A 16,685-nucleotide genomic window follows, 5' to 3' on the forward strand; every position below is an offset into this window, starting at 1 on the left:
AATTATTTAAGTAATGCCTCTAAAGCCTCTAAACGCTTAGTTAGATCATTAACATCCTTTTTAAGGTCCTTAATCTCACTATCTTTTGCATTTAGTTCTTTTTGTTGATCAATTACGTGTAGGAATAACTCTTCTGTTTTTTCAAGCAATTGAATTGATAACTCAGAAACATTAAATGAGTATCCTGTCTCAGTTTTTTCTAAATCACTAATTGGTGTAATACCAGGTAAGTGTCTATTAGATTTAATATAACTATCAACCGTGTTTAGGTCATTAAACTTATAATCATATTTTAAACTAGAATATCCATCAAAGTAGCTTTCAAATACATAATCCGCATAGTAACTATTAGTAGCAGTAATACTACCATTAACACGTAGCTTCTCATTTGGAGCACCTGATTTTTCCTTATAACCAATTCCTACCCATCCCATAGTATAGATATCTTGATCATTTTTAGTTGCTTGTTGATCCTGACCTGTATACCAAGGCTCTTGAACTAAAACATCATATGATATAAAGTGTTTATTTTTCTGCTCATCAATATAAATCAATTCTCTTGTATCGGCTTTAGCCTCTAAAGAAGTTAATGTTTCTGATGATTGGAACATTTGATCTATGAAAATTGGAGAAATATTCTTTTCTTCATCTTTATAAATAAGAGCTGGTCGTCCGGCTTGTCCTGCATTTAAATCTTCTCCATACTTCGCATCAAAAGACAAAGAAGTAAGAGTTTCTAAACTACCTGATCCGCTTCCTGTTGCTCCAAAAAGTTCGCTACCTTTTATCTCTTTTTCTATCCCTAACTCATTTGTATAAACATATTTAGTGGCTTGGTATTCTCTTAAGGCTGTTTGTCCTTCTCGTTTAACATCAGTATGCTCCTCTAGATACTCTCCATTAACCTCTACCATGTATACATACATATCATACTTCACGGCCTCTAGGGTAGTTTTAGTCTCCTTGTCTTTAATCTGGTTAGTTAAGTTTACCTCTACTTTAGATTTATTATCCTTAATAACAATATCATCTCCAACCTTAACCACTGAGACATCACCTGAGACATTAGAAATGAACTCATTTAACGTATTTTTCACCTTATCAAACTTAACAAGCTTATCAAACTCATCTATGATTGTTTCAGATACTTTAATAATAACATCATCTCTATTTCTTGTCTCATCAATAAAGTAATACTCTTTTAGATCAATATCTTCTCCATTTACATTATGTGTTTTATAACCTTTTTCTAATTCAGTTAAAGTTTCTGCAAAAACAACATCAGCTGTATTATTAGCTCCGCTATTAAAAACAAACCCAGCTTTAACATCATTAGCGTTTCCAGTATCCTTTAACACTAAACTAGCCACTGTAGAGTTTTCTTTAATAAGCTCAACAAGGCCTTTTTTATGTTCTGTGCCAGAGGTATCTTTCCAAGTAAAGATAAAATCACCATCTTTCTCAACAACTGTTACCGTACCTGGAGCTGCCTCCTTCTCGATTTGGTTGATGATTTCTTTTATAACCGAATTATCCTCAAAGATAGTTTTGCTATTATCAATAACTGATTGTACTACATCTATCTGAGTAACTACGTTTTTCTCGTTAGTATAGGTATACTTTCCTGTTAACTTATCACTAGCGTCCTTCTCTGCTATAAGAGTTGTTTCTGTTTCTACAGATTTAACCGCTACTGACCAGTCAATAACCCCAGCACTACCATCTCGTTTTATATAAGTAAACTCTTTAGTAGTTTCATCATAAACTACGTTTCCGTACTCACCTTCTAATTTATTGATGATATTCTCTATAAACTCCTGGTTGTTTGTAATCTCTGTTATAAACTCTTTGTTTTCTACAAGTTTTGTTATAAACTCACTGTTCTCTGTAAGGTTAGTAACAAATACGCTGTTCTTAGCTATTGTCTCTCCTAACTCATCAGTTGAAATAGAAACTACACCACCTTTTGAATCGGTAATTACTAAATTCGTTTTCGCATCATCAAAAGAAAACTTAACGTTTACAGTATCTAGATCTGACCAGTCGATATAGTTTACCTTCCCATCTTTTAAATAAAAGAATTGATTCTTGTCTTTGTCATAACCTACATTACCAAAATCTCCTTCTAGTTTATTGATGATGTTCTCTATAAACTCCTGATTGTTTGTGATGTTCTCTACAAACTCGATGTTATCTCCAAGTTTTGTTATAAACTCCTTGTTCTCTACAAGTTTTGTTACAAACTCACTGTTTTCGGTAAGGTTAGTAACAAATACGCTGTTCTTAGCAATGGTCTCGCCTAGCTCATCAGTTGAAATAGAAACCACTCCACCTTTTGAATCTGTGATTACTAAATTTGCTTTTGCATCATCAAAAGAAAACTTAACGTTTACAGTATCTAGATCTGACCAATCGATATAGTTTACCTTCCCATCTTTTAAATAAAAGAACTGATTCTTGTCTTTGTCATAACCTACATTTCCAAAATCTCCTTCTAGTTTATTGATGATATTCTCTATAAACTCAATGTTATCTCCAAGTTTTGTTATAAACTCACTGTTTTCTGTAAGGTTAGTAACAAATACGCTGTTCTTAGCTATTGTCTCTCCTAACTCATCAGTTGAGATAGAAACTACTCCACCTTTTGAATCAGTAATTACTAAATTTGCTTTTGCATCGTCAAAAGAAAACTTAACGTTTACAGTATCTAGATCTGACCAATCGATATAGTTTACCTTCCCATCTTTTAAATAAAAGAACTGATTCTTGTCTTTGTCATAACCTACATTTCCAAAATCTCCTTCTAATTTATTGATGATATTCTCTATAAACTCCTGGTTGTTTGTAATCTCTGTTATAAACTCTTTGTTCTCTACAAGTTTTGTTACAAACTCACTGTTTTCTGTAAGATTAGTAACAAATACGCTGTTCTTAGCGATATCCTTAATCTCTAATTCAACTTTATTATTTTCAGTATCTGTAATAACTAATCTTTCTTGATCCTCACTAATTGTAAAAGATTTATTAGTGGTATCTGTAAAAGTAGCTCCTGACATTAATGGAGTCCACTTATTTTCAAACCAATAATAAAAACCAGCTTTTAAATTACTTGACCCTATATTATATACAAGCAAGCTCTCTATTAGTTTTCCTTTTACAGTAGTATTATCTGTCTGACTTAATAAATTTACCCTAGGTAATAAAACCCCTTTATCTGTAGCAGTTACATCTAACATTGTTGCATCTGCAGGTTTTTTTGTTCCAACCCCAACTTGAGCAGTAACATAACCACTGAAGAAAAGTGCTGTTAATGGAATAATTTTCTTAATCATAATTTTACTTTTTTTTATGAATTACTTCTTCATAACGAACTTTTGTAAAGTTACACATAATACACTATCACCAACAATAAGTATATTATTTAACATAAAAAACAAAATAAAATACTAAAGCAAAAATTAAAACCTAAAAACATCCATTAATTAACAAATTAATTCTATTTATAAAAATTCTAAATAACTCAGTTTGGTAAGTCTTCTAAAAAAACAAAAATCACATATTGTCAAACACAAACTAATATTCTTTTTGTTATACCCCCTATAATCACACAAGGTGATTTATTACACTTTGTAGGATTTTTACATTTTCGACAATAGATTTTTTGTTGTTTTTACAGTCAAAAACTACTCAGGATCTTTTTTTTCGTCGTATTAGCATGATTATATACTTTTTCTAACACAAAAAAAAAGCCGTTTTGGATTATGTTTTTTTTGATAATCATACATTCTCATATTAAGAATAATAACATAATAACTTGGTGCTAAAAGAGAAAAAAAAGTAAAATAAACCTATTTCCACTTGAGTCTATGCTACTTATTGATTGTTAAGAATAATCTAATATATCTTATTAATACTTCAGTATTTAGTTTAAACAAGCTTTTAGTATAATTCTAATTCCCCTTGTTTTTAAAAAGCAAAAGTCTAATACTTGAGTGGTATAAACTACTGCTTTTTTTATTGAATTGTAGGCCTAATACTTCTTCTATAAATTAGAGATACTCTTTTATATAGATAACGCTATTTGTTTACTCATACGTAAGATTTAGTGGTTATCTACATATCTAATTTCCCTTACTTAACGCATAAAAAAAGAGTCTGCCCTATATAGAGCAGACTCCTTAATTTCTAGTCACAATCATCGTATTTATGCTTGTGCTTATATTTTTTATTGTGTTTGTTTTTATACTTATTACTTTTTCTATAGTGATGTTCTCTTTTTCGATCATAAGGGTGATAATGTTTATAGTGGTAGTCACCTGTATTCCATTTCTCACGTTGTTCTACTGTTAAGATATCGCCTATCTGTATTCTGATTTCTTTGTATAATTCTTCTCTTTTGCGATCTAGTTCATATTCTCTATAATGCTTAGCACTAGCCCAGTCACTATATCTTCTTTCATAATCACTTTGATACTCTCTGATTTTTATCCACTGATTATCTTTTAAGCCTAACGCAGACACATCATCATACACTAGAGATACTAATCCCCCCAAATTAATACCGATACTAGCACTACTGACTTTAGTCTGAGCACTACCCAAAGAGGCCATTAGTATAAAAGCCCCTAAAATTACTTTCTTTTTCATATTGCTTACTGTTTTACTTTCAAACTATTATTTTGTTAGTAAGGCAAAATACCTCTTGATAGCAAGACAATATTCAAACTATATCCTCTATTTTTACAAAGTACACAACAAATGAAATTAAATACCGCAATATTTCAAAAACTATTCACTAAATATTAACTATTCTGTTATACTTTTTTTCACTACTTCTAGAACTAAATTATCTATAAAAAATAATTTCTTTAAAAAGAATAGTTCCTTCAAAACACAATTTAAGCTAAACTATAAACAAAAAACCACATTATTAACCACAAAACATTTAATTTCAATTTTTTTAACACAAACACACATTAAAAAACTAAATTTTCATAAAATAACATTCTAATCATTCATAATTGTTCTTATACTCTTTACCTTACCTATTACAAGGCGTTAGAATATTAAATTAAAATGGAATGAATACCTTTAATAATTTTGATAACACTCAACCTAGTTGAGTTTCCATACAATTTTTCTAATCATTTTACCAAAAGAAAGACATCCATTGTTTAAAAAAAACACTTCTTTAACTTACTAATAGTTGTTTTTACAATAAGTGAAATAAAAACAAAAAAGCACGAAGGTTCGCCTTCATGCTTTTACTATATATAACTATCTTCTTATCTTTTTGCGATACGAACCGTTTTAGAGAGATTATCTCCTTTTACCTCTACCACATAGATATTAGAATTAAGACTTGCCATATTGATACTCACTTTTTCTTGTTGTACAGTCTCAGAACTACTTAATACTAAACGTCCATTTATATCATACACCTTCATATCGATTACCTTGCCATTGTATGTCTTGTCTAAAGACACATATAGATGATCCTCCACAGGATTAGGCCATAACCTTATCTCTTGTTTAGTCTCTACTTTACTCTCCTGAAGATCGTCAAACTCCCCTACAGTACTGATTAGAGAATATTCTTGTTTACCAGTTTCTAGCTTTCCTTTATGGGTAACTTCGATAACATACGTTCCAGGCTCCACATCATATAATTCTATCTTTTCGATATTATCTACATCATTGACTCCTTGGATCGCTCTAAGGTCATTAAAATCCTTATTTAGCATCCATGGATAATAGGTATTCTTGCCTTTTCTAACCACTACATCTAGATCATTTACAAGGTCACCATTATTTCTTTTATAGTTCTCATCTGAGTTTTGGTAACTCACCACACCAGGCGCATCTGTCCAGGCCAACGTCACCACCATCTTACTCATTTTCTCACCTACTTGGATTTCGTGAGTATATTTTTGTTGCTCTCTAAGTTCATTCTCCAGGATATAGGTACTACGCTTATCTTTTGCCGCTAACATGACTTCCACACCAGCCTTAGCATTAATCACTCCCCAACCAAACAAATGATCAGGCCCCGCAGCGCGTCCTGCCTCATCAGCCGTATGTGCCATCAACGCGCGTAATGTCGCCGATTTAAAAGGCATATTAGTACTAGAGGCGTGAATAGCCCATTCTTGCCAAAGGGTAAACACCCCACTAACAGCAGGAGCAGCCATTGATGTACCATCACTATAAGCATATAGACTCGTCTCAGCCGCTCCATAAAGAGGATTTGGATTGCGATAAGCCGCTGATAATACATCTACCCCTTTAGCCGAGATATCAGGCTTTATCCTAAAATCATTTGTTGGCCCTTGACTACTAAAGCTAGCCAGCACCACATCAGAAGGCCCAGTATACTGAGCGACCTGTTCTACAGCAGCTACTACTACAGCATTCTTAGATACAGAAGAATCGTTTAACAAATCACAGTTACAGTCCTCCTTCTGTCCCCCTCCATAGACATTATAATGATACTCCCCATCATTCCCTGCTGCTATCACAGGCTGATAATAAGCAAATAAATAAGCTACCCTATCAAATTCTCTACTGTGCTCAGAATAAGCCCCAAAATTCCTTATCAAACTAGGCTCATTTAAATATCCATAATCATCAAAGTAGTTATACCCATAAGAATGATTACTAACTAACATCCCACCAGAGGCCATTTGTCCCATCTTGCGATAATCGTTATTCCACGAATAACTCACTAGTTTTGCTTTAGGAGCGATTCCTTGAGCTTTGTTATTATATCCTAGCCCCACCATCGTTGCTCCAACATGAGTCGCGTGAAAACGACTCTTTTGATACCCTTTAGCATTATATGTAGTTAAAGTAGGTACAGACTCTCCTAAGGTTACTCTCGATGTCGTATTAGAAGTTGTTGTATAAAACTCTTGATGAGTATCTAATAAAGGTAGTCCGTCGATAATCCCAACTGTCATCCCCTCTCCTTCAAGATATTGATTAACGCCAACCTCCTTTTGGATAGCATTCACTCTCGCTGTTAGTCTAGAACCATAGTTTAAAGTAGACTTATAAAGCAAAATTCCATTTTTATCTATACCACTAAGCTCAAAATAATTCCCTCTGGCATTTACCCCACTTATGGGTACATTTCTTTTCTCAGCCTCCAAAAAAGCCTCTTGTTTATTTTTAGCTGCTTTTGTTGTATATGCATTAATTTCTCTAGTTGCCTTATCTAAATCATAGGTTGACCTTACTGCACTACGAGTAGAGATTGTCTGCCCATAATTATCATAAACCCCTAAACATAAGAATGCAAAACCTGTTACTATTATTTTTCTCATAGTTTCTATACCTAATACGGGCTAAAATTAACAATTTATTCTTATCTAAGAGGCTGATTCTAACTTTTTATTTATACCTATTCTAAACTAATAAAGGAATTCAAATATTTATAAAGGGATATCTCCTTAATGATAATGAACTACCCCGAGGCAGAGCCTCGAGGAAATCTTTTGATTATAAAAAATAAATATAAGAGTGATTAATAAGGATAGCTCCTCTATACCTTACTGTTGACAACAGTAACAATAGAAAACATTCATCCTTTACGGAAAACTGTAAAAGCTTATTTTTTATTATCACGGTCCTAAGTACGTGACAAAAAACACATATAAATTATTCTCATTTTTAACCAAAACAATTTATATATTACAAAAAATCGCTAGCAAGGATTTACACCTAAACTCCACGCGAACTAGTAAGTAGACACACAAAAGGGGATTAAAAAAGAAAACCCACCAAAGGCGGGCTCTTATAAAAAAAGCAATAGAGTTTTTATAAGCGATAGTAAAAGGACAAATTGTTATAAATTGTTTTTTACTTCTCTATTGCTGTATTAATATTATTCTATTTTTATTAATGTTAGGTTCTATACTGTGCATGAATTACATCCACACGAACTAGTTAACGATTGCTCACCTTCTGTTCCCATTTCCAGGCACTATCTAGGGCCTCTTCTAATGATAACTCTGTCTTCCATCCTAGCACTTCATTTGCTTTGCTAGTAGAAGCATAAGCCTGAGTAATATCACCATCTCTTCTAGCTACAATCTTGTAGGGAAGCTTAACTCCTGATACTTTTTCAAAAGCCTGAATAATTTCCATTACAGAAGATCCTTTTCCAGTCCCTACATTAAATACCTCTACCTTATCTAGATTCTCTTCTTTTATCAATCTATCTAGTGCTGTCACGTGCGCTTTGGCCAAGTCCACCACATGGATATAGTCTCGTATACAAGTACCATCAGGCGTATCATAATCATCTCCAAATACAGACAACTCCTGACGCAACCCAATAGCGGTTTGTGTAATAAACGGAATCAAATTCTGAGGAACTCCATTAGGAAGTTCCCCAATTAAAGTTGAAGCATGCGCCCCAATCGGATTAAAATAACGCAACAATACTGCGCTTATATTACTTACACGAGTCACATCTGTGATAATATCCTCCCCGATTTGCTTAGTATTTCCATAAGGAGACATGGCCTTTTGTAATGGAGCCTTTTCTGTAATTGGCATTACAGCCGCTTGCCCATAGACTGTACATGAAGAACTAAAGATAAAATGACTCTTCTCTTTCTTATCTAATTCTTTTAATAGATTCAGTAGAGGAACGATATTATTCTCATAATACATTAAAGGCTTTTCTACACTCTCCCCCACAGCCTTTGAAGCTGCAAAGTGAATCACTCCTGTAATATCCTTATAATCTGCAAAAAGTTTACTTACTCCAGCTCCATCTCGTAAATCCAACTCCACAAACAAAGGGCGTACTTTAGTAATCCCCTCGATACCATCTAGTACCTCGATAGAAGAATTAGACAAATCATCTACGATAACTACCTCATATCCTTTTTGCTGTAATTCTACTACGGTATGAGATCCTATAAATCCCAATCCTCCAGTAACTAATATTTTCATTTATTTTTACAGTTTATCTTTTTCTTTAACCATCAAAGATAGTCTTTTTACCTTTTTTAACAATATCAAAATGTCGAAACTATCTTTTTTTTGAGTCAACACCTATTTTGAGAAAACTGGGAACTTCCAATTAAGAGTTAGGAATTAACAATGTGTGCCTTGGCATTAAATTACATATAGCCTTTTCTCTATTAAATTATTCTAAATACGCACTATCGCTTAATAAAATGAAAAAAGCTGTTGTATTAAGACAACAGCTTCTCTATAATCTTTGTTATCGCAGATTTATAATCCGTGATAAATATACCCTATACTGCTAGGGTAACAATTTCAAATTTTAAACTCCTTAAAACAGACTTCATTCTCTAATATCAACTACTCGGTTCTAGACAACAGCGATGCTGCTTCATTATCCAAGATATACTCTACATGAGATAATCTCTGTAAAAAAGTAGCAGGTATATCAGCAGATATCTCACCTTCTAATGCCTTTTTTATAATCTCTGCCTTGCGCTGGCTTAGTGCCATTAAGATTACCTCCTTAGCCTGAGTGATGGTTTGTACTCCCATTGTGATTGCCTGTGTAGGTACTTTATCCTTGCCTCCAAAGTCGTCCTTTGCATCTTCACGCGTAATATCATTCAAGGTTACCAGACGTGTTCTAGACTCTAGTATAGCACCAGGCTCATTGAATCCGATATGCCCTGTACGACCAATACCTAACAACTGTAAGTCAAGCCCTCCAAAGTCAACAATCTTCTTTTCGTATAGGTCACAATATGCCTGTATCCCCTCTAGCGATAAAGTTCCATCTGGGATATGTACATGCTTTGGGTCAATATCGATATGGTTAAACAGATTACTCTTCATAAACGACACATAGCTCTGATCATCTATCGGCAAGATTGGATAATACTCATCCAGGTTAAAGGTAGTCACATTTTTAAAACTTAGTCCCTCATCCTTGTGTAAGCGTATTAACTCTTTGTACACCCCTTTTGGAGTAGATCCCGTTGCCAATCCGATAATTGCGCGATCCCCTTTATTTTGTTTTTCTTTTATAATTCTCGCGATGCGCTGTGCTACATAAGCCGAAGCAATATCTTTGTCCTCGTATACCTTGATAGCCTCCCCTTTGTTATATGTAATTTCTTGCGTTTTAAATAATTCGCTCATCTATCTTTTTCCTTAACAACAATAAAAATTTTATTCCCTCCAATTCTGATATGTTATCTTCTAAAATATAATAACAACAAAAACACCTCAGTGTAGGTGTTTCCTTCTTTTGGAGTAATTTTGATTTTGTAAATATAATCATTTATACCTTGTAATGTCTATCACATTGGGCGAATATCTTGTTTTTTTGAGTAAAACAACTACACTGAATATATGCCCTAATAAACTGGAACAGGAAGCCCCTACCCCTAGAAGAATAGAGGGTTAAAAATTTCAAACCTACAGTATTAGGTATGTATATCACGTTTATTCTGCATACAATACATTCTCCTCTATAGAGGGGGCGAGGCAGTATATCACTGCACTCAATAAAATCCCTACTAAACGAAGTAAACAACTCCCTAGCCAAAGGTTCCTTTTACAAAAAAAAGCTATTGTCTAAAGACAATAGCTTTTATATATACTTTTAGTTTTATTTTTCTGCAACTATCAAAATTACAAAAAAACAAAAACTGTGACTTCACAAAATCACCTATTTAAAAAACGCTTTCACCGCTACAGCGATACGCTCTCTTTCCTCATCTGTAAGATTACTTCCAGAAGGTAAACACAATCCACAGTCAAATAAATGCTCTGCTACTTGCCCTCCATAGTATGGCGCATTTTCAAAGATAGGTTGCATATGCATAGGTTTCCAAAGTGGACGAGTCTCGATATTCTCTTCTAATAACGTTAAACGCAATTGCTCTCTATTCTTGCCTGCTATAGCCTCATCGATCGTAATACAGCTCAACCAATGGTTAGAGAAGAAATCAGCAGTAGGTTCTACAAATACCGTTACTCCTGCGATATCTTTAAACAACTCTTGGTAGAATTGATTATTTGCACGACGAGCTGCGATGCGGTCATTTAATACCTCCATTTGTCCACGTCCAATCCCCGCTACGACATTACTCATACGGTAGTTATACCCAATATGTGAGTGTTGGTAGTGAGGTGCATTATCACGAGCTTGAGTAGATAAGAACACAGTGTGTTCTTTGTGTTCTTTAGTTTGAGATACTAAAGCTCCCCCACCCGAAGTTGTGATAATCTTATTTCCATTGAAGCTCAATGCAGCTAACTCACCAAAAGTACCACACTGACGACCTTTGTACGTACTTCCTAGTCCTTCTGCAGCATCTTCTAATAAAGGAACTTCGTATTTCTTAGCCACAGCCATAATCTCATCCATTTTAGCAGGCATTCCGTATAAATGTACTGGAACGATTGCTTTTGGTTTTTTACCTGTTGCTATTGTACGTGCCTTAATCGCTTCTTCTAGTGCTACAGGACACATATTCCATGTATCTGCCTCACTATCCACGAATACTGGTTTTGCACCTAAGTATGCGATTGGATTAGCTGATGCAGAAAACGTCATTGTTTGACAGATTACTTCGTCTCCTGCCTCTACTCCAAGGTTAATTAATCCCATGTGTAGAGCTGCTGTACCAGCACTTAAAGCTGCTACCTGCACACCTTCTCCTAAGAAAGACTCTAAGTCTTCTTCAAATCCGTTTACATTAGGTCCTAGTGGAGCAACCCAGTTCGTATCAAAAGCCTCGTGTATATATTTCAGCTCTTGTCCCCCCATATGAGGAGAAGATAACCATATTTTTGATTTCATTATGTTGATATGTTTTAATTCTGTTTTAAGTCAATAAAGGTAAGAAGTTTTAATTCATTATATCAGATATTTTTTTATCTTTTATAAATGCTGAGATATAAAATACTAAAGAGATAATAACAATAAATACAGCATACCACCACTGGCTTTTTTTCAATAGGTAAAAAATAGAAAGGAACAATATATCCTAAAGCGAGAGATAAGCAGAATATATATATCATACGAAAACCACGACTATTAAACAACGTAAAAACTACAGCACAAGGAACTAAAACCCACTTCCAATCCCAATTTTGAATAGAAGTATAATAGATTATGATTCCTAAACTTTCTAATTTTACAAAACGGATAGCCCATTCTCTAGTCAGGTTACTTTCTTCTCTATCTATGAAATGTTTCAGAACACCATAAGGAACTTCTTTTTGTTTTTGTATAGCATTTTGTTATACTTCAAGAAGTATTTTATTATCTATTAATTCACCGCATTTATCACATTTTACACCCATATTCTTCAATATTAAAAACCCCCTTAAAGTCCTAATAAAATACCTCGGGGCAAGCCCACGAGGTATTGTTAGAACAGAGTAAGTTGACCAGAATATACTTTATGATAATCTTTATCTGATTTACCTTGACTTTCTATATATTTTAGTATTACTTCTTTGTTCCCATATAAGCCTACTGTATTTGCATAAAAACCACTTGTCCATAAATTACCTCCCCATAATAATTGCTTTATTTCTGGGTGAATACGAAACATTTCACGGGCTGTTATACTCATTATCGTACGTACTATTTGACTTAATGACAAAATTGGCACACTCTGTATCAAAAAATGAACATGGTCTGATTCATAGCCTATCTCCAAAAATGCTATTTCATATCTCTCTGATATTTCCTCACAAACTTTCACTAAACTAAGACCTGACTCATCTGTAAGTACCTTACGCCTATATTTCATAGGAAATACTATATGATACAATAGTAACGTCTTGTTATGACTCTTATAAATATGCTCATCATCCATAGAACTAAGTTACACTTTTTCAAAGTGTTTTGAAAAAACATCTGTTTTTCAATTTTTTCCTTCTGAACTCGAGGCAAGCCTCGGGGGAATTCTTTAGATTAAAATACAAATCAACTAGTATAAATTTTCATACTTAAAATGGGTAGAGGTATTTTTATTCTTAGGCAATACTGATATCTAGTATAATTCAATAGAACTACAGCGCATTATACAACAATTTGTCCTTTATTACTAACAGATTTTCCTTCTTTAATAACTCTAGCTGGATTTCCAGCTACTATACAATGTGGAGGAACGTCTTTTGTCACAACAGAACCACTAGCTACTACAGAATGCTCATAAACAATAACACCTAGTATAATGGTAGCACGTATGCCGATTATACAATTATTTTCTATCACAGTATCTACCTTCAATGCTCTTACATGATTATGTGCTAATATAACAGCCTGATATAAAACCATGCTATACTTACCTATAAAAACTCCTTTAGGATTAATACTTTTATCAAGTTTTGCTTTAAATGATATTTTAGCGCTACTGTCAACATACATTCCATATACTTTATTCATCATAAAGATCTGATAGGCAGATACTATAGACCATAAGATTTCTCTAATTCTACTTACCATATACATACAAATATAGATTACTGACACAAAATAAAAACATCTAATATTAATTCTATACACAAAATGACTGAAAGTGCTTTTATTCTTAGGCAAGTTAAAACTCTATTAATATTCAAATAAAAACAGTTACTTTTGTTAATCAAACATCAAATCTCAATATGAAAGTCGGAATTACTTTCGTAGCTTTTGAATTTTTACATTCTGGATATATTCAAATGCTAGAAGAAGCTAAAAAACAATGTGATTATCTTATCGTTGGGTTAAACACGGTTTGCAAAGATGAAACAGGAATACTTCTATCCAAAGAATACTCTCTTGTAGAGAGATACATTACTTTAAAAGCATGTAAATATGTTGACGAAATTATTCCTTACCACACAGAACAAGACCTAGAAGACATTCTACGTTCATTTAAAATAGACATTCGTATTCTTGGATCAGAATACAAAACGAAAGATTATACTGCTAAAGATTATTGTAAAAACAAAGGAATAAAAATCCACTTTAATCATAGAGATCTAAAACCTCAAAAAGTATGGTAACAAAAAAAAACTACTATTTAATAAAATAGTAGTTTTTTTTATTACTTTATGAGCTCTAAAACATTATAGAGAGTATCAACTTTATATTGGGGCAAAAGTTTCTCTTCTACCAAAAAATCTTGTTTATGAATATTATTTCCATCATCCTTAACACATATACTAATCCACCCTAATTTATTTGGAGTAATAAAATCTTTCTTTACATTATCTCCTATGTAATATTTGACTCCTTCAAACTGATTAAAAACTTCAAAATTTGCAAATTTTGGTTTCATACTACCAAACTCCTCCGAAACAATAACCAAATCAAAATAATCAACTAGACCTATCGCTTTTAGTTTATTCCGTTGAGTTATTGAACGGCCATCTGTGATGAGTCCCAAAATCCACTTTTGTTCTTTACAATAAGACAACAATTCTTTTGCACCTTCTACTAAGTTCAATGTAGGAAGATGATTACGATACCAATCTAAAAGTTGAGAAACTTCAGCTGTAGAATACTCCTCAGTCAACCATTTAAAAACATTTTCTCCTCTATAATAAAGAACTAACATTTTATCAAACAAACTCGCATTATTAGGATCAACCTTTGAAGCTATTTCTTTATATGCTGATTCTAAATAATGAATCTCTTTTATAAGAGTATCATCTAAGTCAAATACTACAACTTTCTTATCCTTCATAACCATTAACTAAAACTTCAGCATCATATCGTAACATAAGTAAATTACTCTCCCATTCATCTGTATAACCTACAGTCTCATTTAAGATATACTCTTGTATCAACCATTTTGGGTAATTAGCACCAGCCAAATAACTTAATGGATAACCTCCACCAAAACGCGAATTAATCTCTATTGCAACAATACGTTTATTATCTTGATTAAAGAAAAACTGCATTGTAAGACATCCTATAGCCCCATCGATATGTTGCAATTTATCTTTAATAAAACCTACTAACTCATTCTTATGTGTTACACCTTTATTAATTTCACCTGCTCTAACAAATATACGTTTACGAGGTACAGCACAGCATAACTCATTATTTTTATTATAATAACAATCTACTGTATACTCATCATACAACTTAGTATCAATGTATTCCATAAACATAAGTTTTGGATTAGTCAAATGATACTCAGTCAATTCTTCCTCCTTATTTATCAAAAAGATATCTTTGCTTAAACTTCCATCATATGGTTTAATAAATAAAGGAAAAGTCAAAGCATTTTTATTCATAGGAGTTGGTATCTCTACTCCTTTATCAATAAAAAATTCATTTATTATTCGTTTATCACGACATGCCTGAATAAACTCTTCACTACTTACAATAGGTATAATACCCTCTGCTGAAAACAAATGTCGATATTCTGATAATACAGCTAATTCAGTATCTATTGTTGGAATAATCAACTTTATTCCCCATTCTTTACAGATACTCAATAGTGAATCTATATAATTTGAATCTGTGACCCTTGGTACACTTTTATATCCATCAGACACATGACATGCTGGTGCCAAGATAGGATTTAAATCAACAGTATATACTTTACTAGATTCTGATATTTTTTTTAACTCTTTTTGAAACGCTTTAACTAGAGAGACTCTCTGTCCTGCTGATGTTATTAATATATTATCCATTACTTACTTCCTTTAAATACTTCCATTGTTGCTTCACCCTCTTGAGAAATTCCTTCTCGCACAAAAACCTTTTTAATTGTCAAAAAGAAAATCTTCACATCTAATGTTAAACTTAGATGATCAACATAATAAACATCCAATTCAAACTTTCGTTCCCAAGAAATAGCATTACGCCCATTTACCTGAGCCCATCCGGTAATCCCTGGCTTCACTTCATGTCTTCTCTTTTGCTCAGCATTGTAAAGCTCTAAATACTGAGGCAATAATGGACGAGGTCCTATTAGACTCATATCTCCTTTTAACACATTGATTAATTGTGGTATTTCATCTAAAGAAGTCTTACGTACAAATGCACCAATAGAAGTCAATCGCTCAGCATCAGATAGTAAATTACCTTCACTATCCCTCTTATCATTCATCGTCTTAAATTTTACTATCTTAAAGATCTTTCCTCCTTTACCTGGACGTGCTTGAAAAAAGAATGGTTTGCCATCATTCGCAAAATACAATCCTATAACTACAACCATAAAAATAGGACTTAATAGTGTTAATCCTATTAAAACTGCTAAAAAATCAAAGGTTCTTTTGAATAAAATTTTGTACATATTTTATCTTATTATTTGCCCTTCATTACTAACAGATATTCCCTCTTTTACAACTCTAGCCGGATTTCCTGCTACTATACAATGTGGAGGTACATCTTTTGTTACAACAGAACCACTAGCCACTACAGAATGTTCATGAACAGTAATTCCTGGCATGATGATAGCACGGATTCCTATTATACAATTGTTCTTTATAATAGTGTCTACTTTTAAAGCTCTACTATAATCATGTGCTAAAATTACAGATTGATAGAGTACTCTACTATATTTACCTATATATATGCCTTTTGGATTTATACTTTTATCTAATTTAGCTTTAAATGATACTTTTGCGCTAGGGTCAACATGCATACCGTAGATTTTATTCATTACAAAAATCTTATAGGCAGATATAATATGCCAAAGAGTTTCTCTTACTTTACTTATCAT

General features: G+C 33.0%; 13 protein-coding genes. 1 reads left to right on the forward strand and 12 read right to left on the reverse strand.

Annotated features, from left to right (window positions below; genetic code table 11):
* Positions 1–2: 2 nt before the first annotated feature.
* The 8 genes from MPR_RS18165 to MPR_RS19055 form a co-directional block, all read right to left on the reverse strand.
* Positions 3–3,332 (reverse strand): phage tail-like protein, encoded by a 3,330-nt coding sequence (locus tag MPR_RS18165; protein ID WP_052472709.1) that lies wholly within the window; start codon positions 3,330–3,332, stop codon positions 3–5.
* Between the two features lie 853 nt (positions 3,333–4,185).
* Positions 4,186–4,647 (reverse strand): hypothetical protein, encoded by a 462-nt coding sequence (locus tag MPR_RS10435; protein ID WP_041892349.1) that lies wholly within the window; start codon positions 4,645–4,647, stop codon positions 4,186–4,188.
* A 638-nt stretch (positions 4,648–5,285) separates the two neighbouring features.
* Complete coding sequence (locus tag MPR_RS10440; RefSeq protein WP_041892351.1) at positions 5,286–7,325, reverse strand: S8 family serine peptidase; 2,040 nt, start codon at positions 7,323–7,325, stop codon at positions 5,286–5,288.
* 622 nt (positions 7,326–7,947) lie between these two features.
* Positions 7,948–8,964 (reverse strand): UDP-glucose 4-epimerase GalE, encoded by a 1,017-nt coding sequence (gene galE / locus MPR_RS10445; protein ID WP_041892354.1) that lies wholly within the window; start codon positions 8,962–8,964, stop codon positions 7,948–7,950.
* Positions 8,965–9,339: 375 nt separating this feature from the next.
* Positions 9,340–10,140, reverse strand: coding sequence for a glucosamine-6-phosphate deaminase (gene nagB, locus MPR_RS10450; RefSeq protein WP_041892355.1), 801 nt, complete (start codon positions 10,138–10,140; stop codon positions 9,340–9,342).
* Between the two features lie 532 nt (positions 10,141–10,672).
* Positions 10,673–11,809 carry a DegT/DnrJ/EryC1/StrS family aminotransferase gene (locus MPR_RS10455; protein ID WP_041892359.1) on the reverse strand — a complete coding sequence of 379 codons (1,137 nt, stop codon included), beginning with the start codon at positions 11,807–11,809 and terminating at the stop codon, positions 10,673–10,675.
* 574 nt (positions 11,810–12,383) lie between these two features.
* Complete coding sequence (gene tnpA / locus MPR_RS10460; RefSeq protein WP_041892361.1) at positions 12,384–12,836, reverse strand: IS200/IS605 family transposase; 453 nt, start codon at positions 12,834–12,836, stop codon at positions 12,384–12,386.
* 206 nt (positions 12,837–13,042) lie between these two features.
* Entirely contained in the window at positions 13,043–13,468 is a 426-nt protein-coding gene (locus MPR_RS19055; protein ID WP_052472780.1) for an acyltransferase, read from the reverse strand.
* 158 nt (positions 13,469–13,626) lie between these two features.
* Between MPR_RS19055 and MPR_RS10470 the strand changes: the two genes are divergently transcribed.
* Complete coding sequence (locus MPR_RS10470; RefSeq protein WP_041892366.1) at positions 13,627–14,010, forward strand: adenylyltransferase/cytidyltransferase family protein; 384 nt, start codon at positions 13,627–13,629, stop codon at positions 14,008–14,010.
* A gap of 41 nt (positions 14,011–14,051) precedes the next feature.
* On the opposite strand, the gene MPR_RS10475 is transcribed toward MPR_RS10470, so the two are convergent.
* Genes MPR_RS10475 through MPR_RS19020 form a run of 4 tightly spaced genes read right to left on the reverse strand, consistent with a single transcriptional unit; the run spans position 14,052 to position 16,685 of the window.
* The gene (locus MPR_RS10475; RefSeq protein ID WP_041895388.1) at positions 14,052–14,693 is read right to left on the reverse strand and encodes an HAD family hydrolase; all 642 of its coding nucleotides are present in this window, start codon (positions 14,691–14,693) and stop codon (positions 14,052–14,054) included.
* Positions 14,683–15,651, reverse strand: coding sequence for an ATP-grasp domain-containing protein (locus MPR_RS10480; RefSeq protein WP_041892370.1), 969 nt, complete (start codon positions 15,649–15,651; stop codon positions 14,683–14,685). The genes MPR_RS10475 and MPR_RS10480 overlap by 11 nt, the downstream gene beginning before the upstream one ends.
* The gene (locus MPR_RS10485; protein WP_041892373.1) at positions 15,651–16,256 is read right to left on the reverse strand and encodes a sugar transferase; all 606 of its coding nucleotides are present in this window, start codon (positions 16,254–16,256) and stop codon (positions 15,651–15,653) included. The genes MPR_RS10480 and MPR_RS10485 overlap by 1 nt, the downstream gene beginning before the upstream one ends.
* A gap of 3 nt (positions 16,257–16,259) precedes the next feature.
* Positions 16,260–16,685 carry an acyltransferase gene (locus MPR_RS19020; protein WP_041892377.1) on the reverse strand — a complete coding sequence of 142 codons (426 nt, stop codon included), beginning with the start codon at positions 16,683–16,685 and terminating at the stop codon, positions 16,260–16,262.

The sequence above is a fragment of the Myroides profundi genome (genome assembly GCF_000833025.1).
GTDB classification, from domain to species: Bacteria; Bacteroidota; Bacteroidia; order Flavobacteriales; family Flavobacteriaceae; genus Flavobacterium; species Flavobacterium profundi_A.

Excerpts from the sequence above, each read along its gene's own strand:
- MPR_RS18165 (WP_052472709.1), bottom strand. The coding sequence starts at position 3,332 with ATGATTAAGAAAATTATTCCATTAACAGCACTTTTCTTCAGTGGTTAT.
- MPR_RS10435 (WP_041892349.1), bottom strand. The coding sequence starts at position 4,647 with ATGAAAAAGAAAGTAATTTTAGGGGCTTTTATACTAATGGCCTCTTTG.
- MPR_RS10440 (WP_041892351.1), bottom strand. The coding sequence starts at position 7,325 with ATGAGAAAAATAATAGTAACAGGTTTTGCATTCTTATGTTTAGGGGTT.
- galE (WP_041892354.1), bottom strand. The coding sequence starts at position 8,964 with ATGAAAATATTAGTTACTGGAGGATTGGGATTTATAGGATCTCATACC.
- nagB (WP_041892355.1), bottom strand. The coding sequence starts at position 10,140 with ATGAGCGAATTATTTAAAACGCAAGAAATTACATATAACAAAGGGGAG.
- MPR_RS10455 (WP_041892359.1), bottom strand. The coding sequence starts at position 11,809 with ATGAAATCAAAAATATGGTTATCTTCTCCTCATATGGGGGGACAAGAG.
- tnpA (WP_041892361.1), bottom strand. The coding sequence starts at position 12,836 with ATGGATGATGAGCATATTTATAAGAGTCATAACAAGACGTTACTATTG.
- MPR_RS19055 (WP_052472780.1), bottom strand. The coding sequence starts at position 13,468 with ATGGTAAGTAGAATTAGAGAAATCTTATGGTCTATAGTATCTGCCTAT.
- MPR_RS10470 (WP_041892366.1), top strand. The coding sequence starts at position 13,627 with ATGAAAGTCGGAATTACTTTCGTAGCTTTTGAATTTTTACATTCTGGA.
- MPR_RS10475 (WP_041895388.1), bottom strand. The coding sequence starts at position 14,693 with ATGAAGGATAAGAAAGTTGTAGTATTTGACTTAGATGATACTCTTATA.
- MPR_RS10480 (WP_041892370.1), bottom strand. The coding sequence starts at position 15,651 with ATGGATAATATATTAATAACATCAGCAGGACAGAGAGTCTCTCTAGTT.
- MPR_RS10485 (WP_041892373.1), bottom strand. The coding sequence starts at position 16,256 with ATGTACAAAATTTTATTCAAAAGAACCTTTGATTTTTTAGCAGTTTTA.
- MPR_RS19020 (WP_041892377.1), bottom strand. The coding sequence starts at position 16,685 with ATGATAAGTAAAGTAAGAGAAACTCTTTGGCATATTATATCTGCCTAT.